The organism is Pedobacter sp. GW821-FHT01D05 (genome assembly GCF_059422505.1).
In genome coordinates this window covers 17,926-39,935 of the sequence record NZ_JBWKXA010000009.1, presented here as the reverse complement: position 1 = coordinate 39,935, position 22,010 = coordinate 17,926, and the positions used below count along the sequence as shown (strand labels likewise).

Sequence of the window (22,010 nt, the reverse complement as noted above, 5' to 3'; positions counted from 1 at the left end):
GCGCAGGCGGGAACCACGAAGCTAATCTTAAAGCGCTTGCATTACGATTCCCAATGACGAACCGCCAAAACCTGTCATCCAACTCCTTTGTTTTTGGCTAAAAAATGATCTCTACAATTGATAGGCTCCAATAAAAAGTATCGTCATCTCAACCGAAGTACCGCAGAGTGTTCCAAAGGAACTCCTTCGGAGGAAAGCGCTTTGAACTACAGATGGCTGGTTATGGAGAGACCGGCTTCGGGTTTAAAAACATTTCGGTAACCTGCTGGTCGAAATGATTATTCATCACATCCTGATAAACCTGTTCTGCAAAATGGTACAATAAACCTATTTTTTCAAACAAGCATATCACATCCGGCTTACTGATCGTATAATCGTTTTCATAGCGAACGGCCAGGTAGGCCTCATCTAGCAAATGCAACAGGCAAAGTTCTTCTTCATTATCATTAAACAGCTCAGAAAGCTGTTTTACATAAGGCTTAATATACAATTGATGGGCATTGATCCGGTGCGTTTTTTTATCCTTTCCCATTACCAAAATTTCAATGGCCCGGTACATTAAATCGAAAACCTGGTGCAGCATAAAAGTACAATGCTCTAAATTCCGCTGTTTAAAATAGAACTTTGCGCCCGATAAAAATTTTTTGGCCTTAGTAGTTTCACGTCGATACGTGCTGCTAATCCGATCTGCAACGAACTCAGGTGCCCCGCATGCAAGAAAACTTCCAGATTTACTAAATAAGCAATTTTGAGCTGCCGTGGCATAGTAAAAAAACAAACTGCCGGCTAGCAAGGCCCGCTCAACTTCGTGCACATGGAAAACCCGATAACTGAATTCCGTTTGCCCATTAAATACGATATTTAATACCGGCGTTAATTCGTTTAAAATACGCACATGTTTAAACGAAACCATAATCAGCATTTCTTGCACCGCTTTACCGGCAAAAAAATTATTATGGAGATAAATATATTGAATGGGTACCGCAGCTGTAATGCGCTTCAATAAGCGTATTACGGTTTCTTCTTTTATAGCCCTATGGCTAAGGTTTAAGCATTTATTCCGCATAATGCCGCCTTTCATCTTTCATATCATCACTTAATGAAGGATTACCGATCATCAGAAAGAAGGCTTCCATAATCATCAGCATGGCTTCGTACTGCTCAAATAAAAATTCTTTATCCATCAGTTTAATGCTGCTCCCAGTACTAAATGCGGCATACAGCCACTCCAAAAGGCCCAGGCGCAACTGTTTAATTTTTTCAGGAATGAAAAAAGACGTTACAAAGCGATAAGGATTTTCTATGTGTTCGGGCACCAGCGTATTTACTTCACAAAGGCCTTTGTTATACACATCATTTGTAATAAAGCGATCTGTTGTAATTAAGCCTTCAGGCAAGGCTTCCTGATAAATCAGTTTTTTGGTTGCAATTAAATAACCGGCATTAAGCAATTTCGTAAACTGGTTATAAAGGAAAAAATAATCGGCAACATCACTTAAACGGTGCGTTTCTGATAAGGCGATTTTATACCAATTTTTCAGGTATGTTTTATGCCCTGCAAGGTTATCCAAACTAAAGAAAAATTCAATTGCCTTAAATGGATCATCAAATAATTCCTGATCGAAAGCCAGAGGCGATGTGCTTTCAAACATGGCCATATGGTAATAGCGATCGATGCTTTTAAAACTATTTTTAGTGATGAGCCTTTCGTGGATGAGCCAACAGGCCTCCAGCATTTTCATGGTATTCTCGTAAAACGCAGCAACATACTGATCCCAATCCAGATCGAGTTTATTTTCCAATCCGGCCAGTAACCATTCCCTGTAAACTATCTTATAGCTATCCGATTCAAAGAAGATAAAAATATCTAAAAAAGTAAATTTCGGATTTTTCATTTCGCCTTTGCTCAACAACCTCGGACAATAATCAAGCACAACCGATTCGCGTTCCAGATTACATTCATCAAGCTCAATCGCTTTTACAAAGGCCGTATCAGCTTCGATCCGGTTAAAAATTAAATCTGAATAATCGAACAGCGGCACCAGCTTTTCATAAAAACCCAACAATTCTGCCGGGTGCTTTTGCGGCGAATAATCGAATTCGTTTTGAGGTGGGTTTAACCAGTTTTTTAAAAAATTTAAATGATGACCTACACCATCTGATAAAAAAAAGCTTTCAATTGCATCAATAAATGCCATAGTTTCTTTTTTAAAATTTGCGTTCCCTTCCATAGCGTATAGTTTTAAATGATTATATTAGCTAACGAATTTAGCAAAATGAAATAAGTTAAACTATAAATAATACATAAAACTTACCAACATATTTACGCTATGAATGAAAACCAACGCTTAAGAAACCTAATGGATTTGTTGAAATTTAAGACCCAAAAAGATTTTGCTATGGCGTTGAATATCCAACAAGGCTCTCTTTCGGATATTTTAAGAGAAAGGATCAAAGTATCAAATGCGATTAAAGATAAACTCGAACTTAAATTCGACGTAAATTTAACATGGCTTGAAAACGGAACGGGCGAACCCTTTTTTAAAAAGAAGCCAGGCGTTAACGAAAGCAAAGAGGGCGTTCCCTATTTCGATATGAGCCTATCGGATGCTAAAGATCTCCTGGTAGAAGAACAACGGGCAGAATACCTGGTAAATTACCTCCCTTTTAACGATTGTACGGCCTATTTACCCGTTTATGGCGATAGCATGTACCCCAAATATGCCGCAGGCGAAATTATTGCCATAAAAGAAATTACCAATTACGAAGTTCTACAGTGGGGCGAAGCTTATGTGGTGATGACGGATGAAGATAGTAACAGTTTACGTACCATAAAACTAATTTTTCAGCACGCCGATAATACCAAACTAATCCTCCGTTCTTCAAACCCAAATTTTAAAGGCGATACCGTAATCCGCAAGAAAAACATCCAGGCACTTTATATTATCAAAGGAAAAATTACAAGAAATATTATTTAGCTGAACAGTTTTCAGTTCGCAGTTGGCGGTTAACAGTTTATAGCTAACTGAAAATTGCAAATTGCCAACTGAATCTGCGTCATCATCTTTAATCAGCGGGAGTTAAAAAACGGGAGCCCGCAGATCAGCAGATTTTCGCAGATTTTAAAAAAGCTATATTGGAGTTTGTGTTAAAAAGTACCACTTTGAAGGTTAATTTATTGCGATGAACCGTCATTGCGAGAAGGCTTTTTCAGCCGACGAAGCAATCTTTCTAGCAAGGATCACTAATATGAAAGATTGCTTCGTCGTTCCTCCTCGCAATGACGACTCATGACGACCGCATGATCAAAATCATCACCCACACGCATAAAACTATCATCCGCACGCCTAAAACTCCAAACTAAAAAAGCGGGCCGATCGATGATCAGCCCGCTTTGCTTATATATTTCCAACCGTTTAGTAACCCGGATTCTGGTACATTTTAACCGGATCTAGTTTCACCTCATCAAAAGGAATAGGATAATACCTGTCTTTTAAGGTTACGTTAGCCAGCTTAGCAATCCCATACGATGACTGTGGTTTAGCCTTTAAATAAGTAACTAACTCCGCAGCAGTAAAATTCCTGATTAAATCGAACCATCTTTGGTGTTCGAAAGCAAACTCTACCCTACGCTCATGTAAAATGGCAAGCTTTAAAGTCGGAAATTTAGCCGCATAATTGGCGTCCGTTTTAGCTACAGCGTATAATGGCATTCCAGCCCTTGCCCTAACCATATCTAAATATTGAATAGCCACCGCATCGTTGCCCTGCAGCATATTTACTTCTGCAAGCATTAATATTACATCAGCGTAACGCATCAAAATCCAGTCATTGCCTCCATAACCCGCATTGGTTGCCAATTGGCTCGCATCGCGGAATTTAGTGATAAACCAGTCTTTTACAATCGGATCATTGGCAAATTTAACGGAGAAATCTTTTCTTAAATCGCTTGTTTCGTATTCATTAATCAGATCAAGTTTTACATTGCCGCCAATACCGGTAGAAGGTTTAAGCGAGTTGATGGTTTCGCCTTTGGCCTGGTTGTTTGCCGCAATGCTCGAACTAAAACTAATATCGCCCTGCTTATTTGAAATCTGGAAGATCAGTTCTTTACAGGTTGCTTTTTTCGCCACGTCAAAAACATCTGTATATGGAATCTCTGAAAGATTTCCGAAAGTTTTCATGTTGTAAGCTGCCAATAGGTAAGTATTGGCATTAGTTAGGTTTTCGGCTTTATTTGCCGGTAACGTTGCTGCCATAGTTAAGTAAACCTTGCCCAAATAAGCATTAATTGCAGCTTTCGAAGTTCTACCGATGTTTGCTCCTGTTTGGAAATTCGGCAATGTGCTGTTAAGGGCATCTTTTAAATCGGTTACAATCTGGTTGTATACATCCGCTTCCGGCACACGAAAAGTGTTCTCTTTTACTTCATCGGCTGTGCTAAGCTGTTTGGTTACTACTGGTACCGGTCCCCATTTTCTCACCAGTTCGAAATACATAATCGCTCTGATAAACTTGGCTTCTGCCTTATAATTTTCTTTGGTGGCCGCATTAGCAAAAGATACTTTATCAATGTTTGTCAGCACAACATTGGTTCTGCCAATGGCCTCATAAAGTGCCAGCCAATGGCTCCTTAAATAAGAATTGCTTGGCAGGAGCGAAAAATCATTGAACTGGAAAGGCTCGCCGGCATTACTCTGGTTATCATTCCTACCCGCATCGTCCGAGCGCTCATCGGTAAACAGACCGCTGTTCTCGCCCAGGGTATTGCTGCTTCTAAGCGATTGATAAACACCATTAACAGCCAGCAATACATCATTTTCTGTTTTAAAATAGTTTTCTACAGCAATGGCATTGGGATTACTTTGATTTAGAAAATCTTTTTTACAGGCACCCAAACTTAAAATTGAACTTAGGGCCAATACTTTATAAATATGTTTTTTCATTTCTTTAGTTCTAAAAAGTCAATTTGATACCAAGGTTATAGGTTCTTGCCAATGGATAGTTTCCATAATCTACACCAGGAGCAAGATTATTGCCCGCACTATAATCTACCTCAGGGTTATAACCTTTATAATCGGTAATGGTAAAAGCATTATCTACACTGGCGTAAACACGGATATTGCTCACCTTAAGCGTATTGGCCAGTTGTTTTGGAAAACTGTAACCTAAAGTAATATTGGTACACCTGAAGTAAGATCCATCCTGAATATAGAAAGACGATAAACGGGTGCTGTTACTTTGCGTGCCCGCACGCGATGCGCGGTAATTTAAACCACTGCCTGGATTGGCCTCATTTCTGTAACGATCGGCAACATCAACATACTGGTTTCCAGAACCTTCAAAGTTATACAGGTAATAATCCTGTCCATCCAAAACCTGGTTTCCGTACGATCCATTAAATGATGCCCTTAAATCGAACGTTTTGTAAGAAGTGTTTAAGGCGAAACCATAGGTGAATTTTGCATATGGTGTGCCAATTACGGTTTTATCTGCATCGTTTACAATACCGTTACCATCGGTATCCTGAAAATATAAATCGCCGATTTTTGCCGGGTTGGTAGAAGCAGCTGATGGCGCTACCTTGCCTAAATTATCGGCCGTAATTCTACCCAAAACCTTAAATCCATAAAACATACCAATTGGCTGCCCCTCTTGTGTAACATGTGTAATGTACGAACGCTCTGCACCGGCAGTAAATATTGTACTGTTACCACCCAGGTCTAAAACCTTGTTCCGGTTTGCTGCGATGTTTCCGCTTAAACCCAAAGTAAAGTCTTCATTTTGGATAATTTTGCCATCAATCTGCAGATCGAAACCCTTATTACGCACCTTACTATCGGTAAGATTGGTTAAAATTGTTGAACTGCTGGCAATTGCCGAAAGCGGTTTGTTAAACAATAAGTTGAAAGAGTAACTTAAATAATAATTCGCCATGATCGATACACGGTTTTTGAACAGACTGATATCGGTACCAAAGTTGAACTGAGAAGTAGATTCCCATCCTAATCTTCCATCCTGAATACTGCTTGGCCAAATGGCGGTAGAAATCGCACTTCCGAAAACTGCGCCACCTGGTGCGTTTAACTCTTGCTGTGTACGGTAATCCGGGATATTGTTGTTTCCGCTCAAACCCCAGCTGGCCCTTAGTTTAACCCTCGATTGTTCGCCCAAAAAGTTATTGTAAAAACTTTCGTCAGATAAATTCCAGCCTGCAGCTATTGAAGGGAAGATACCATACTTGTTTAACGGACCAAACCTCGAAGAACCATCGCGACGGAAGGAACCGGTTAAAAAGTATTTGCCCGCATAATTATAACTAAAACGGCCAAAGTAAGAAAGTAAAGTAGTAACTGTTTTACCTGTTCTGTTACGGTCTAGTGTAAAAAAACCGGCATCAGCTCCTTTATCTGTAATTTCACCAATGTAATCATTTTGAAATCCGCTTGCCGCTACCCTGATCTGATCGCTTGATGTTTTCTGTGCAGAATAACCGCCTAAAACATCTAAACTATGTTTGCCAAAGGTTTTATTGTAGTTTAATGTAAACTCTGCCAGCTGATCTACCTGGCTCAGGGTTTGTGCTATGGCATTTGCAGCCCTGATCGATTCGGGAGAGTAAGGTGGGGTATTGCCACTACTTAAGCTCGTAGGCAAATAATAATCGTATTTCTCGTTGTAGGTTTGTGTTCCTAAGTTAGCCTTAAAATTAAGCCCCTCTAAAATTTTGTAAGTAGCATTGGCATTATAACTACTTCTATTGCTCTTTCTGGTAATCTTTAACTGCTCAACCGTAGCCAAAGGATTTTCGGGGTTCTGGATACCGTATTGAGAAGACAGTGCACCCATTCCAAATTGGATAGGGTTCCCGTTTACATCTCTTGCTGGCAGATAAGGTAGATAAATCAGAGCCGACATCATCGGACTCAAGTTATACCGGCCCTCCTGTACCTCTCTGTTATCGTTTTTTGTGTAAGCAATGTTTGCGCCTACACGTAACCGCTCGCTCACCTTGCCATCAATATTCCCCCTAAAGTTGGTTACTTTTTGGTTGGTGTTGGTTACAATACCATCGTTGTTCTGGTAACCACCGCTTAAAAAGTATTTTACATCTTTGGTACCGCCAGAAAATGAAAGATTATGGCGTTGAAAAGCTGCATTGCGATAGAGTTCATCCTGCCAATCAGTATTATAAGCTGCAGGGATAGCCTGTTGTGTGCTGAAATTATAGAGATCGGCCGGAATACTTACACTACTGCCATTACCCACGTTGGCGATACGGGTAGTATTGTTATCACCGAACATGGCATCGTTCCAGGTTTTCCCTGAGTTTACCCATAAATCTTTATAGGCATTGTTACGTCCGTCGATTAAAAGCTGTATAAACTGGTTGGCATCCAATAATTTTACTTTTTTAGCCAACTGAGAAATGCCGCCCTGAACATCATATTCAAACTTTCCTTTTCCATCGGTACCTCTTTTGGTGGTAATCAACACAACCCCACCCGATGCCCTTGAGCCATAAATGGCGGCAGAAGCCGCATCTTTTAAAATGTCGATGGTTTCGATATCCTCCGGATTGATGGATACGTTGTTTCCTGCCGGATAACCATCAATTACATATAAGGGATCTGAACTGGCGTTAATGGACCCGATGCCCCTCACCCTGATTTTGGTGCCCGAATATGGCGCACCACTGGTTTGCGATACCTGCACACCGGCAACCTTACCAACCAATGCGTGGCCAACAGTAGGAGAAGTTAAATTCATTTCGCTGGCTTTAACACTGCTGATGGCACCAGTTACATCCGATTTTCTGATTTTCTGGTAACCAATAGCCACAACCTCATTTAGGGTATTGCTGCTTTCTTTTAAAGTAACATTAATATTCTGGCGGCCACTAACCGTAACTTCTTGATTATCATAACCGATATAAGAAAATACTAAAATTGCACCTTCTTCTACATTAATTGAATATTTACCATTGGAATCGGTAACAGTTGTTTTTTTTGTTTTCTTTTCGAAAACACTTACTCCTGGTAAGGGTTGGTTATTTTGATCGGTAACTGTTCCGCTTACCGTGGCAAATGCGCTATAATTAAAGCCCGAAGCAGTTACTTCATGATTAATCGCTGTTGCACTGGAATTACAGATGGCCAGTAAGCCTAACGGCAAAAGCAATTTCCGGCAAGCACTTTTTATACTTGCGGTTAAAAAAAATGATGTCATCTTTTTGTTCTTAGTAATGGTTTTGAAATATAATTGGGATTTGTTTTTTTAGTAGAAGTGTAGATTTCACATTTACATAGGCTTATCCTTTAAGGTTAACAAGTAATTTTTGAGCGTTCTACAGCGGCAAAAGTAACGGTGTACTTTTAACACGATGTATCTATTATGTTAACTCTATACACCAATTAGAACTGGCACTTTAAATTAATATTAAGCAACATTAGATATATAATAAATCGTTTTAATAACCATCAAAGCATAACATCTTGTTAATGTTTCTTTAATGGCCAATCTTTAAATTTGCTTCCAAAACTTTGATGAAATCCCTTTATACCTTCTTTGTGTTCTGCCTTTTTTGGCAGGGCTTATCTGCACAAGATTTAACAAGCCAGTCTTATCAGTTAATTAAGACCAGGAACGAAGTACAATACAAAAATTATTACCTGCTTACACTTTTTGAGCAATTGCCCGAACTGCGCAAAATGCTGAGTACAGATACGGCATTCAGCAACATCTATAAATCAAAAACCACACAGGTAAATGAAGCCGTTAAAACCCGTAAAACAGATATTAGCTGTTACGCAAAAGCTTTAAAATTCAACAATGAGGAAATAGCCAGTATTGGAAACCGTTTAGCATTGCTTTATGCAGAAAATAATCCATTGGGAAATTTGGTAAAAAATCATCTTATCCCATCAGGTTGTTATGCCATGTTTGCCAAAGAACAACGCAAAACCCTTTTAGTAAAAGCATGGGAACAAGATGCCAGTGCCATAAATTATGCAATTGGTGTATACGTAGAAGGAAACAAGCCCAACTACCCCAAAATAGATTCGATCAGTTTTAACTTAAAGGATAAAACGTTTGCAGAACTTACCTCGGCAAGTGCCTTATTAGCCTTGCAGGGCAATAATAAGCTCTTTTTCGAACCTGCTATGTTATTTGCCCTGGAGGCTTTAGAACTTAACGAACGCAATGAGGCCGCCGATTACGAGCCGATGGCCAAGGGCGTAAACCTTGCCGCGATTAACCAGATCAAAAAAACAGATTGGAAAAAATATCCTTACAGCGTAATCCTGGTTCCAGGTGCTGGCCCCGAGGAAAAAGAAGTAGCCCTAAGTGCGGGCGGAATGATCCGTTGCAGGTTAGCGGCTTTGCAATATCAGAAGGGCATGGCACCATTTATCGTGGTTTCTGGTGGACGTGTACACCCCTACAAAACCAAATTCAGCGAAGCCTACGAAATGAAGAAGTTTTTAATGGAAACCCTTCAGATACCCGAAAGTGCCATTATCATGGAGCCGCATGCCCGCCATACCACCACCAACCTGCGTAACTGCGCAAGGCTGATGTTTAGGTACGGAATGCCCGCAGATAAACCAGGATTAGCCTGTACCGTAAAATCGCAGAGCTATAATATCACCAATCTGCTCCCTGAGCGTTGCAAAAAAGAACTCGGCTATTATCCTTATAAAAACGGAAAACGTTTAAGTGATACCGAATCAGAATTTTACTTAAATACAGCTTCTTTACAGATTGATTTCGATGAACCTTTAGATCCTTAGTTGATGAAAACATTAAACCCAATTTTAGTACTGATCGTGATGTTTTTTGTGGCCAGATACAATAAAACCGATGGAGAGATTACAAAAACAACCACAATTGATTCATTGGGTGCCTGTCAGGGTATTTCTTACCAAAACGGAAGGTATTTCCTTTACGGCGATAGAGAAGTGGGCATCATGCGCGAATATCAGCTCCAGAAAGACTCATTGATTTATCAGCATAAGGAATACAAGTTTACCGTTAAAGGGGAAAATATCATTAAACACCCTACAGGCATTGCTTACCACAAAGGCTTACCAACTTTTGTGGGTAATTCGGTAAAGCAAAATGCAGAAGGCACCATTTGGAAAGCGGTAATTAACTGCATCAACTGGGAAGGTTTTTTAAAAACCAGAAAATTAGATGGAAACCTGATTAAAAGCATTGAAGATGATGCCTGTATCCAGGGTACACGGCCTGAGTATGTAAATTACAAAGGCCAATGGTTCGTTGCAACGGCCGATTATGGCAATAAAGCCAATGAAGTACGTTTATACAATCCCGAAGCCTTAGCGAAAGCCGATAAAACAAGTGAAAAGGGAATTCTCTTTAAAAAATTTGCCTGCTCACCATGGGTACAAAATCTACACTGGATTGCAGATAAAGGTATTTTAGTTTTAATCCAGAACCAGATTGAAGGACGTAAATGGAGACTGACCTTTCTTGATCTGGAAAAATCGCTCGCTAACGGTCAGGAAGCTGTCATCAAAGTAATAGACACCGATAAACCGGATGAACTGGAAGGTTTTACCTTTACAGGTCAGGCCGATAAAGGGATTGCCGTAAGTTCTTCGCGCAAAAACAATGTAAATTTTATGGATTTTAGCTGGAGCAAGCAATAGTTCTCCATAAGATATTCATTAATCGCGTCGTCATTCCCAACTTGATTGGGAATCTTAATGCATTAGGCTTCAAGATTAGCTCCGCTGAGCACTGCGTGGTTCCCGCCTGCGCGAGAATGACGATTTCTCACCGACCGAAATTGTATATTCAGAATTAGGAAATGGAGGGCTTGTGGTTCTTGGCCGCTGGTAGCCCCGCTTTTCATTACAAGTCCGTGCTCGTTCCTCGCTACGTGCTTTCCATTACAATCGGGTTTATAAACAAAGGTTGGTGCTCCTGCAAACCCACAAATGAAAAGCTGCAGTACCTCATTAGCCCCGGTTGAAGCGTTACCCTGCAGCGACGAGGTACGAGGAAGCGAAGCGTAAAAGCGGAAGACGGGAAGAAATTAAGTGTATTGCAGAAGCCTTGCGCTCCAAAGCATAAGCTTGCAGCCGCCCCAATTTGTCAGTCTGAACGAATGAAGTAGAATGATCCTTCGACTACGCTCAGGATGACAAAAGCGGCTTATCCTATCGGTTGGTGTCTCACCGACCGAAATTGTACATTCAAAATTAGGAAAGGAATGACCTGTGGTTCTTGGCGGTGCCCCGTCCCGCCATTCGCTGTAGCTCCGATAGAAGGATCGGAGGCTGCCGCTGCTGTCGGGTTTATAAACAAAGGTTGGTGCCCCTGCAACCTCACAAATGAAAAACTGTTGTATCTCATTAGCCCCGGTTGAAGCGTTACCCTGCAGCGACGAGGTACGAGGAAGCGAAGCGTATAAGCGTAAAACGGGAAGAAATTTAGTGTCTTACAGAAGCCTTGCGCTCCAAAACATAAGCTTGCAGCCGCCCCAATTTGTCAGTCTGAACGAATGAAGTAGAATGATCCTTCGACTACGCTCAGGATGACAAAAGCGGCTTATCCTATCATTTGTCATCTCACCAACTAAACCATACAACTACCCTTCTTTACTTTCCCTTTACACATCTTCGTTGTATCTTTATTAATCAAAAAAAGGAAGATATATGAATACTGAAAAAGCCATTCTTGCAGGCGGCTGCTTTTGGGGAGTAGAAGAACTGCTCCGTCATTACCCGGGTGTTACCTCTACCGTGGTAGGTTATACCGGTGGTGATGTTCCAAATGCCACCTACCGGAACCATGGCACACATGCCGAAGCCATTGAAGTTACCTTTGATCCAGCTGTTTTAACCTACCGTAAATTATTGGAATATTTCTTTCAGATCCACGATCCAAGCACGCGCAACAGACAGGGCAATGATGTGGGCACCTCGTACCGCTCAGCTATTTTCTATAATAGTGAAGCACAGAAAAACACTGCAAATGCATTAATTACCGAGTTAGATGCGTCTGGCAAATGGCCCGGCAAAATTGTAACCGAGGTAGTACCGGAAACAGATTTCTGGAATGCTGAAGAAGAACACCAGGATTATTTACAGAAAAACCCTTACGGTTATACCTGCCATTTCGAAAGGCCAGACTGGAAATTATAGATAAGATCGTCATTTCGACTAATCCCCGTGGTCTGTGTCCCCACAGACCACCTAGGTCCATAGAAAAGATTTATCCATTTCGTTGCACTTCAGGAAATGACGATATAGATCCATTTCCATTGTGGAGAAATCCTTGATGTAACGTATAAAAACAAAATGGTCTGTGAGGACACAGACCATGGAAACAAATTATATAAAAGGCAATTTTCTTAATCGAAAATTGCCTTTTTGTTTAAAACAAAATCATAACAGATCACTAATCATCATCATCTTTCTTCTTCTTCTCCAAAATCACAAAAGCACTCCGTTTTGGTGCTGGCATTACTGATTGTTCCCCTTTAACCGATTTCCACACCACCTCATTCAGATCTAAATCTGGTGCCGAATCTTCTTTGGCGAAATTGAACAGTTCAGAACGCCTGCTGCTCTCATTCACCGCTACATTCCGTGTATCTAAATCAATAAGTGGCTGAATCACATTATAAGGTGTAAAATCAGGCGTAGCGGTAAAACATTCGTACAGCGGCATGGCAGCAGCATCATACTGGCTCATTGGGGGTAAACCTAAAATAAGCTCCATTGTCCTTAAAAATCCGGAAGTAGAATACATGGTATGAACAGGCGTATTCCTTTTTACGTATGGTCCAACCACATAAGCTGGCGAACGGTGTGCATCAACATGGTCGGGTCCGTTCTGCGCGTCGTCTTCCAATATAAAAACAACCGATTCTTTCCAGATCGAGCTATGTGATAAATGCTCCAAAATACGGCCTACGGCTAAATCGTTGTCGGCAACTGCGGCCTGTGGCGAGTATTTACCTTTCTTTTGCCCGCTGGTGTGGTCGTTAGATATTCTTAAAGTATTAAACTGTGGTACAACGCCTGCAACCAGTAACGAATCGAAATCATGCTGCCAGGCATCAACCCGAACCTGGTCTTTAATATCCATATCAAAACCCGGCGAAGCGGTGCACATATGGCCTTGCAGCGATTTAATATTCGCTTTGCCATAATCGCCAAACTCACCATAACTGCGGTAGCTTACCCCTGCCCTTTGACAGTAGTCCCAAATAAAACCACCTTTAGGGTAAGTAACTGGTCTGCCACCTTCGAAGGTGGTACTTCCGCCGCGTGCGCCATAACTTGTTGGCCATGTTTTCTCAACTACATCTGTGGCGTAAGCGGCCATGCTCCAGTTGTGTCCATCGGCACTTACCTCAGCGTCAACATAGAAATTATCAAGCAGTACATAGTTCTCGGCAAAAGCATGCTGGTTAGGTGTAATTTTTCTACCGAAAAGTGTTAAAGTAGAATCGCCATTTCCTTTTGGCATATCGCCAAGCACCTGATCGTAGGTTCTGTTTTCTTTAATAATATAAAATACATGTTTAATGGGCGATTTTTCACCCTGTTTACGTGGAATAGGATTTCCGGCTTCACCATCGGCAGTAATCGTCCGCTTATCGGTAAAGGGCGTATTGGCATATACCTGTTTGGTATAGGCTTTTAACTGCTCAGGTTTTGGTGCATCAATAAAAGATAAGGTTCCTTTAAATAAACCCGCTATATATTGCAACCGGCTATTGGCCGTACTGCCCATATGGTAACCACTATTGTCGACTTTAGAAATCGGTTGTGGCCCCTGAGGGTTGGCCATAGGTGTATTTCCTTTACCGTTTGTAACCAAAATTTTCGAGCCCAAAACCTTAACACTTGTTGGGTACCAGCCTACCGGAATAAAGCCCTGGCTTAAGCTTAGTCCGGGTTTGCTCACGTCAAAAACGGCCAAACAGTTGTTATCTGCATTGGCGATATACAAAGTTTTTTCGTTGGCACTCAAAGCCAAACCATTAGTGGTAGAACCTGTTAACTGTGTGGCATAAAGGGTAGTAGCAATGGTTTCGATTACCTTATTATTTAAAGTATTAATTACCGAAACGGTATTATCGTTCGCATTGGCTACGAATAAAATATTTCCTTTTTTATTAAGCAATAGTTCGTTTGGATGATCGCCAACAGGAATGCGCTGTGAGATACTTTCTGAAACTAAATCGATAACCGCAACAGATTTTCCACCCCAGAGTGAAACGTATAGCTTACTTTCATCTGCAGATAAAACACAACTGTAGGCAATTGCAGGTAGCTGTATTTTTTTCAGGATCTGCTTTTCAGCCGGGTTGATAATATATAAACTGCTGTCTTCTTTGGTTACGGTGTATAACTTACTGTTGTTTTTGTTAACCACAATCCCCGCCGGACTGATTTTTCCTTTTGGCCAAATGGGGCCTAATTTGATGGTATCGCTTTTGCCCAATTTATTGTTCTGAATATTAAAATCTAAAATCCAGTTGTCGTTACCGCCCGAGGCATACAGATGCTTTTCGTCTTTACTAAAAGCAATGCCGTACCAGGATTTACTGAGCACTTTTTCATCAATAATCTTTTCTGTTTTCGCATCAAGCAATTGCAGCGACTGGGTGCTTTGCCCGTTATTGGTAACGGCGAGGTATTTACCCGAAGCGCTCAACTGCATATTTAAAGGCAGATCGCCCAATTGCAGCGAATGTCCTGCCGGACTCAGTTTCCACCCATTCGGTAATAAAATCTGCCGGGTACTTTCGTTTTTGCCAGGCCATTGTGCAAATCCTTTTTGGATGAACAGGAAACCCAATAATATAAATAGGTATGATTTTTTCATTTTCTTAAATTGATTTAGCAACACCTTAGCGATGAAGATTGAAATTAACCAGCGCTCTGATGGTATAGCCATTTCCTGAGGCTACGGAACCGATTTCGCGGATGGCTTCTGATGGGATTACCTGACTACGGGTGGCGTAAAAAACAGGTCCGCCAGAAAGAGAGAACGAAAGTTTCGAATGGTTTGGTTCCAGATTGATTGAGGGCCCGATCATTACCTTTGCGCCACCTTCTGCTTCATCCTTTTCCCAAAAGCCTTCTAAATCTTGACCTAAGGCTTCAAATCCAAGATATAAAACGTTAGAAACACGATGCTGATACCCAAAACTGCTTATAAAATCGAGCTTATCCCTGGTTTTATCAAAAGCTTTTTCGAAACGAAGGTTACCCGCCATTCGCCAGTTTGTCTGATCGAACGAAGCGGTAATGCGGCTAATCGCCGAACCAATGCTCGACCAATCTCTGCTTAAACCTAAACCAGCACCTAACCTAAAACCAGCTATGCCTTTACCCCCCACTAAATCTCTAATTACTTCAGCCTGTTGCGCAGAGGTTACACCTCCCGCATTGGCAAAACCGATTGCTGCAGTGGCATACAAGGTAAACCTGCTACCTAAATATCCTTTAACACCGAACTGTTGCCCTAAGCCATCATAACCAAACTGTCCGTTGGTTTTTTCGCCATAACTTCCAGAGTAGTGGATATTCCAACGGGGATTTTCTGCGGTTAAGGTATTCAGCGAAAACAGAAAAGGTTGCGCGGCATCAGTCCCTGTTTTGATTTCAGGCGTGGTTTCGCCTATTTTCTGTGCGGCACAGTTTAAAACAGCACCAGCAAAAATGAGCATCAAAAATGTCTTTTTCATTGCGATGATCTATCAATTAAAATTTGGTTTCATTTAATAATGGCGATTGACTTGCATTTACCTGATAAGTCTGAATCTTATCATTTTCATCAACCTCTACAATCCGGTAGCCTTTATAGGCTGTGCCCCAGTTTCCACCGATATGTGCATCGAAAAAGTGCGGCAGTTTATCGGTATAAAACACGGCATCGAGACTATGGTCGTGGCCATGAAATACAGCCTTTACATTGGCATAACTGTGCAACAGTTTAATCGTATCCGGACATTCTATAAAAGGACTTTCGGGCACCCAGAAATGAGGGGGGATATGCAACACTACGAAAACAGTTTTCAGGTTTTTAAACTTATCGAGCTCCTGCTTTAAAAAATCGTTGTTAGGGCATAAATAAGCACCTTTGGTATCCGAAGTATTGGCCAAAACAAAACCTACTCCATTTTTTTCGAAAGAAAAGTTATCCTCATAACCAAAAACCGATTTCCAGATCTTTGCATCGGCATGATCGTGATTACCCGGAATGGCATAAAAAGGAACTTTAAGTTTATCGTAATATTCTTTTTTTACTTCTGACAATAGTTCTGGGCGATCGTGTACAAGATCTCCGTTAATGATCACAAAATTGAGTGGATTTTTATCATGCGATTCATTTAACCACTTTACAATATTCTCATGGTGCAGTTTGTACTCCGTTCCAGGCTGACCATAATGTCCATCGGATGCAATGGCGAAACGTAATTTAGGTGCTTTGCCCGGTCTGGCGGGAGCGTTATGTTCTTCAGCAAATGAAGAAAGAACCGGCGAAATACTGGCCACTACAGCAGCAGCCAAACTATTTTTCAGAAAAAATCGTCTGTTAGACATAAGGATAAGATATGTTTTGTATCAAAGCCCAATATTAGCTTGGTTAGGCTTCTTAAACATAAATTTAATGTTATGATTAGGTTAACCGAAGCGTATCTGTGTATCAATTTTATAACAGAAAGATTCAACGATTGCTATGTTAAGATCATTTAACTACAGTATCATGAGACTTCGACAAGCTCAGACTGATAGTTGAAAAAGGATTTATTTTTTGTAAAATACAAAAGCATATGTCATCCTGAGCCTGTCGAAGGACCTTTAATAGATCATTTAACAAGTTCCCATTCCTCGGTCTGTGTCCTCACAGAACGAAAAGCAAATAATTTCTTTATAATGAGTGCTTGATAAAAACCAACTTGAAGCTCTGTGACGACACAGACCTTGGAAAGAAAACGTGTTGTTAGATCTTCGACGAGCTCAGACTGACAACATTATCCAGAATAATAAACTAAGTACACATGTTCTGTGCTTTCTGTGTTTCCGTGGCAAAAAAACAAACTACCAATTCAGGAAACTTCAAAAAAACAAAAGATCTGTGGGAAACACAGACCGTGGATTAGAATATTTATTAAAAGATAACAATCGCCTGTTTTACCACCAGGTAAGCTGCCAATGCGAACAAAAATATCGCAATCGATTTATTAATAATTAAACTGCTCAGCGCAAACTTTTCCTGAATATAAGTTGCAAAATGTGCATATAGGTAAAGTGCGAGTGTAGAACCCACACCGGAGCCCAAACTAAAGATTACCAGTGAAAGATAATCGGTTTCGATCCACTGGTGCAAGATCACATAGTTACCAAAAAATAGCCAGAATGGAATCTGAACAGGGTTTAATACGCCTAAAATTAATCCATACAAAACACTTCCACTGCGCTTATCTTCTTTTTTGTTGCTGGTTTTAGGCACTTTTTTCCGATTTTTCCAGGTAATGGTCCCCATCACCAAAAACATCACGATCATAAAACAATCGACCAAAGTACTTAAGCGCACTTCGCTTACCGCTTCGTTCGGATTGATATCGCTCATGGCCCAGCGGGCAAAACGCATCATCCCAAAGGTAAAAAACACTTCTACACAAGAGAAGGAAAGAATAAAGTACCATACCTGCCGCATGCCCTTGTTAATAGCGAGCTGTGCAACGGTGAGATTAATGTTGCCAGGAGGAATATAGCCCATGGCATTGAGAATGATGCCGATGAAAAACGTTAGAAAAAGCATTGCCGAAATTATGGATTTAAATTTAAATGCGATGCTAAATATTTTCCTGTGTACGATTTTTCTACCTTAGCTAAATCTTCGGGTATACCTTCAAATACCACCTGACCACCGCCATCACCCCCTTCAGGGCCGATATCGATTACCCAATCGGCACATTTGATCATGTCCATATTATGTTCGATCACCAAAATTGTGTTCCCTTGTTCAATCAGGGTATTCAGCGCCTTTAGTAGTTTTTTAATATCATGGAAATGCAGACCGGTTGTCGGCTCATCAAAGATAAACAGCGTTTTATTGGCATTGTTACCTTTAATCAGAAATGAAGCGAGTTTGATACGTTGCGCCTCACCACCTGATAAGGTATTAGAAGACTGACCTAAATGTACGTAGCCAAGGCCTACATCAACCAATGGATTTAATTTATTGAGGATCTTTTGTTCATCCTTAAAAAATTCTACCGCCTCTTCTATAGTCATATCCAAAATTTCGGATACATTTTTCTCTTTATAGGTTACATCTAAAACCTGCTGTTTAAAACGTTTACCGTTACAGGCTTCGCAAGGCAGGTAAATATCGGCCATAAACTGCATTTCGATCTTCACCTCTCCCTCACCCTGGCAAACATCGCAGCGGCCACCTTCTACGTTGAAAGAGAAAGCAGCTGGTTTTAAACCCGCAGCCTTTGCCGATGCCAGTCCCGAAAACAGGGCACGGATATCATCCCATGCTTTTACATAAGTAACCGGATTAGAGCGGCTCGAACGGCCAATCGGGTTCTGATCGACCATTTCTACAGCGCTTACCAGATCGTAATTGCCAAAAATGCCATCATAAGCGCCTGTTTGCTCACCAGCGTAGTTTCCAATTGCCTTTTGCAGTGCAGGGTATAAGATTTTTTTAACCAAACTGGTTTTACCCGATCCGGAAACACCACTTACTGCAGTAAAAACGCCTAGCGGAAACTTCACATCAATATTCTGCAGATTGTTTTCCCTTGCGCCTTTAATCAGGATGTGATCTTTCCACTTACGGCGTTTATCCGGAATGGCAATTTTTTCTATTCCCGATAGGTAACGGCCTGTTAAGCTATTTTTATCTTTTAAAATCTCCTCGTAATTACCACTGAAAACCAAATTACCGCCATGGGTACCAGCCTCAGGGCCGATATCGATAATGTAATCGGCAGCACGCATCATTTCTTCTTCATGCTCTACCACCAAAACGGTATTGCCCACATTACGGAGCGAAATCAACACTTCAATCAGCTTATTGGTATCACGTGGGTGCAGACCGATGCTCGGTTCGTCCAAAACATAAATAGAACCCACCAAACTACTTCCCAATGAAGTGGCCAGGTTAATCCTTTGCGATTCTCCACCCGAAAGTGTATTCGATAAACGGTTTAGGGTAAGGTAGCCTAAACCTACATTGTTTAAATAAAGGAAACGGTTATCAATCTCTGCCAATAAACGTTTGGCAATTTTGGTATCGTTGGCATTTAACTTCAGCTCGTTAAAGAAAACCAGCGCTTTTGCCAATGGCATCAGCACCACATCGATGATCGATTTTTCAGCAATCTTTACATAAGATGCATCCTTACGCAAACGCGAGCCTTTGCAATCAGGACAAGTGGTTTTGCCCCGGTAACGGGATAACATTACGCGGTACTGGATTTTGTAGGTCTGCTCTTCCAGTTCTTTGAAAAAAGCATCCAGGCCAGCAAAATATTTATTTCCTGTCCAAAGCAAGCGTTGTTCCGTTTCTGTTAAGGCACTATAAGGCCGGTGAATCGGGAATTCGAATTTTGGTGCAGCTTTAATAAAATTCTGTAACCATACATTCATTTTCTCGCCACGCCAAGGGGCAATGGCGTTATCGTAAATACTTTTGCTCTTATCAGGAATAACCAGATCTTCATCAATGCCGATTACGTTTCCATAACCTTCGCAACGTTTACACGCACCATAAGGGTTATTGAAAGAGAAAAAGTTCGGCGTAGGTTCTTCAAATTTTATTCCATCCAGTTCAAACCGGTCGCTAAAATGTTTAGTTGTACCCTGGGCTTCCACATAACAATCGCCTTTACCTTCAAAAAAAGCAGTCTGTGCCGAATCAGCCAATCTGCTTAATGTTTCTTCTTCCTGGTTGGTTACAATACGGTCGATCAGGATCTGAACGGTTTTATCGTCTGTAAGTTCTGCATCTTTAAAATCAGCATCGTCTAAAACCGTTTCTATTTTTTCTATTTTATCGTTAATCAGAACACGTAAAAATCCTTTCTGTAATAAAATAGCCAGTTCTTCCTTAATCGTACGGTTATTGTGCGGGTACAAAGGACAAAAAATAGTAACCGTCGTATCCTCGGGCATGGCATTTACATAATCTACCACCGTACTTACCGAATCCTTTTTCACTTCTTTGCCCGAAACAGGTGAAATGGTTTTCCCGATACGCGAGAACAGCAGTTTCAGGTAGTCGTAAATTTCGGTCGAGGTACCAACGGTAGAACGTGGGTTGGAAGTAATAACCTTTTGCTCGATGGCAATTGCCGGAGCAATCCCTTTAATATAATCAACATCGGGTTTATTCATCCGGCCCATAAACTGGCGGGCATAAGAAGATAAACTTTCTACATATCGGCGTTGCCCCTCTGCATATAAAGTATCAAATGCAAGCGAAGATTTCCCCGAACCAGACATACCGGTTACCACCACAAGTTTGTTTTTTGGAATAGCAACATCGATGTTTTTAAGGTTGTGCACACGGGCACCTTTTATGATAATATTTTTATGCGGATCTTTTTCGGCCTCTTTTTTGCTCATGTATAGTAACGAATATAATGTATAACCCCAGAATGTTGTTAGGGTTTTAAGAACATACAAAAATAGGGTACTGAGACGGTTAATTTATTTTTTAACATTTTATTTTTTGTTTTTTGATAAAAAAATAACTTTCTTTGAATATTAACAACCTCAAAACCAAACTAACACATTCAAAAAACATAGGAGAGCAGCTATAGAAATTAAACATCTACAAATTAATTTTTAGCAAATAGTACGGGATTTAGTGTAGGTAAACCTATGAATTTACAATCATATAATGATCAGGACCTGGTAAAGGTATATATTGCCGGGAACGAGAATGGATTGCAGGAACTTTTAAGAAGACATAAAAGTAAAATTTATACCTCTATCTACTTATTGGTGAAAGACCAGTATCTGGCGGAGGATATTTTTCAGGATGCTTTTATAAAAGTAATTAACACCCTGCGATCGGGAAGATATAACGAAGAAGGCAAGTTTTTGCCTTGGGTAATGCGTATTGCCCATAACTTGGTTATCGATTATTTCAGAAAAGAAAAGAGAACACCAATCATCACCAGTGCTGATGGAATGGATGTATTCAATATGCTACACTTTTATGACGAAAGTGCAGAAGATAAAATGCTTCGCGACCAGACCCATAAAGATTTGAAAGCAATGATCCATTTATTGCCTGATGAGCAGAAAGAAGTACTCCTCATGCGCCATTACGCTGATTTAAGTTTTAAAGAGATCGCAGATTTAACCGATGTAAGCATCAATACAGCGCTAGGCCGTATGCGTTATGCATTGAGTAATTTGCGTAAAATGCTTAAAACAAAGGAGATGACCTACAAAGGGTAGTAAAAATGTTACATAAATTTTTTTAGGGGTTGAAATAAAGCATCTGAACTATCGTTAAGTTTATAAAACTTATCACATTTTTTGCTTATGACAAAAACCTCTACATCAAAAACAAATGTAAATTTACCTACACCCAACATGTTTCAGCCTAGAACTGATATTGAATCTGACGCAGAAATCGACTTATTTTATGATCAAATAAAAGGTAAGTTAGATAGACTGGCTAAAAATCCTCAAGATGAAACCATCAACAAGATTTTAGCTTACAGCAGCGCAAAGTAGAAAATCTTTACATGAGCCAAAAAGCTTGTTCCACAGGGTGGGGCAAGCTTTTTTTATTTATGAGTTCAATGGTTCATTTGCCATTCGTTCATTGGTAACTGCAAACCGGCTAGATCTATCCCCTCCTATCCGTAGTGTTGAGCGCAGCGTCACTACGGACTATCAGATCATGTTGAGTTTCCAGATTCAACTTTTAGTTATGAACCAGAAATGAGTCAAAGATTCTTTTCCATAACTCAATCC

General features: G+C 40.6%; 15 protein-coding genes. 6 read left to right on the top strand and 9 right to left on the bottom strand.

The features are described from left to right. Positions 1 to 220 precede the first annotated feature (220 nt). Both AC07VK_RS23530 and AC07VK_RS23525 read right to left on the bottom strand, forming a co-directional pair. The gene (locus AC07VK_RS23530) at positions 221 to 1,081 is read right to left on the bottom strand and encodes a HEPN domain-containing protein (RefSeq protein WP_493053063.1); all 861 of its coding nucleotides are present in this window, start codon (positions 1,079 to 1,081) and stop codon (positions 221 to 223) included. Continuing rightward, positions 1,056 to 2,231: a hypothetical protein gene (locus tag AC07VK_RS23525; protein WP_492963506.1), complete on the bottom strand. Its 1,176-nt coding sequence runs from the start codon at positions 2,229 to 2,231 to the stop codon at positions 1,056 to 1,058. The genes AC07VK_RS23530 and AC07VK_RS23525 overlap by 26 nt, the downstream gene beginning before the upstream one ends. Positions 2,232 to 2,330: 99 nt before the next feature. On the opposite strand from AC07VK_RS23525, the gene AC07VK_RS23520 reads away from it, so the two are divergent. Beyond that, a complete protein-coding gene (locus tag AC07VK_RS23520) occupies positions 2,331 to 2,978 on the top strand; it encodes a LexA family transcriptional regulator (protein WP_492963504.1) in 648 nt (215 codons plus the stop codon). A 438-nt stretch (positions 2,979 to 3,416) separates the two neighbouring features. Here the strand turns inward: AC07VK_RS23520 and AC07VK_RS23515 are convergent, their stop codons facing one another. After that, complete coding sequence (locus AC07VK_RS23515; protein WP_492963502.1) at positions 3,417 to 4,946, bottom strand: RagB/SusD family nutrient uptake outer membrane protein; 1,530 nt, start codon at positions 4,944 to 4,946, stop codon at positions 3,417 to 3,419. A gap of 10 nt (positions 4,947 to 4,956) precedes the next feature. After that, entirely contained in the window at positions 4,957 to 8,229 is a 3,273-nt protein-coding gene (locus tag AC07VK_RS23510) for a SusC/RagA family TonB-linked outer membrane protein (RefSeq protein WP_492963500.1), read from the bottom strand. Positions 8,230 to 8,546: 317 nt separating this feature from the next. Here AC07VK_RS23510 and AC07VK_RS23505 point away from each other — a divergent pair, with 317 nt between their 5' ends. The 3 genes from AC07VK_RS23505 (at position 8,547) to msrA (ending at position 12,176) form a co-directional block, all read left to right on the top strand. Beyond that, the gene (locus tag AC07VK_RS23505) at positions 8,547 to 9,794 is read left to right on the top strand and encodes a YdcF family protein (RefSeq protein WP_492963650.1); all 1,248 of its coding nucleotides are present in this window, start codon (positions 8,547 to 8,549) and stop codon (positions 9,792 to 9,794) included. Between the two features lie 3 nt (positions 9,795 to 9,797). Then, positions 9,798 to 10,676, top strand: a complete 879-nt coding sequence (locus tag AC07VK_RS23500; RefSeq protein ID WP_492963498.1) for a hypothetical protein — start codon at positions 9,798 to 9,800, stop codon at positions 10,674 to 10,676. A 1,011-nt stretch (positions 10,677 to 11,687) separates the two neighbouring features. Beyond that, positions 11,688 to 12,176 (top strand): peptide-methionine (S)-S-oxide reductase MsrA, encoded by a 489-nt coding sequence (msrA, locus tag AC07VK_RS23495; protein ID WP_492954382.1) that lies wholly within the window; start codon positions 11,688 to 11,690, stop codon positions 12,174 to 12,176. Positions 12,177 to 12,432: 256 nt separating this feature from the next. On the opposite strand, the gene AC07VK_RS23490 is transcribed toward msrA, so the two are convergent. The 5 genes from AC07VK_RS23490 to uvrA all read right to left on the bottom strand — a co-directional run bounded on the left by AC07VK_RS23490 (position 12,433) and on the right by uvrA (position 20,642). Beyond that, positions 12,433 to 14,874, bottom strand: coding sequence for a bifunctional YncE family protein/alkaline phosphatase family protein (locus tag AC07VK_RS23490; RefSeq protein ID WP_492963496.1), 2,442 nt, complete (start codon positions 14,872 to 14,874; stop codon positions 12,433 to 12,435). Positions 14,875 to 14,899: 25 nt separating this feature from the next. Further along, positions 14,900 to 15,739: a hypothetical protein gene (locus AC07VK_RS23485; protein ID WP_492963494.1), complete on the bottom strand. Its 840-nt coding sequence runs from the start codon at positions 15,737 to 15,739 to the stop codon at positions 14,900 to 14,902. 16 nt (positions 15,740 to 15,755) lie between these two features. Next, a complete protein-coding gene (locus AC07VK_RS23480; RefSeq protein WP_492963492.1) occupies positions 15,756 to 16,598 on the bottom strand; it encodes a metallophosphoesterase family protein in 843 nt (280 codons plus the stop codon). A 568-nt stretch (positions 16,599 to 17,166) separates the two neighbouring features. Further along, on the bottom strand, positions 17,167 to 17,820 hold the full coding sequence (locus AC07VK_RS23475; protein WP_492963490.1) for a LysE family transporter: 654 nt from the start codon (positions 17,818 to 17,820) through the stop codon (positions 17,167 to 17,169). An 8-nt stretch (positions 17,821 to 17,828) separates the two neighbouring features. Next, positions 17,829 to 20,642, bottom strand: coding sequence for an excinuclease ABC subunit UvrA (gene uvrA, locus AC07VK_RS23470; protein WP_492963488.1), 2,814 nt, complete (start codon positions 20,640 to 20,642; stop codon positions 17,829 to 17,831). Between the two features lie 258 nt (positions 20,643 to 20,900). Here uvrA and AC07VK_RS23465 point away from each other — a divergent pair, with 258 nt between their 5' ends. Then, positions 20,901 to 21,485, top strand: coding sequence for an RNA polymerase sigma factor (locus tag AC07VK_RS23465; RefSeq protein WP_029279592.1), 585 nt, complete (start codon positions 20,901 to 20,903; stop codon positions 21,483 to 21,485). Between the two features lie 87 nt (positions 21,486 to 21,572). Beyond that, positions 21,573 to 21,767, top strand: coding sequence for a hypothetical protein (locus AC07VK_RS23460; protein ID WP_029279590.1), 195 nt, complete (start codon positions 21,573 to 21,575; stop codon positions 21,765 to 21,767). Positions 21,768 to 22,010: the final 243 nt, after the last annotated feature.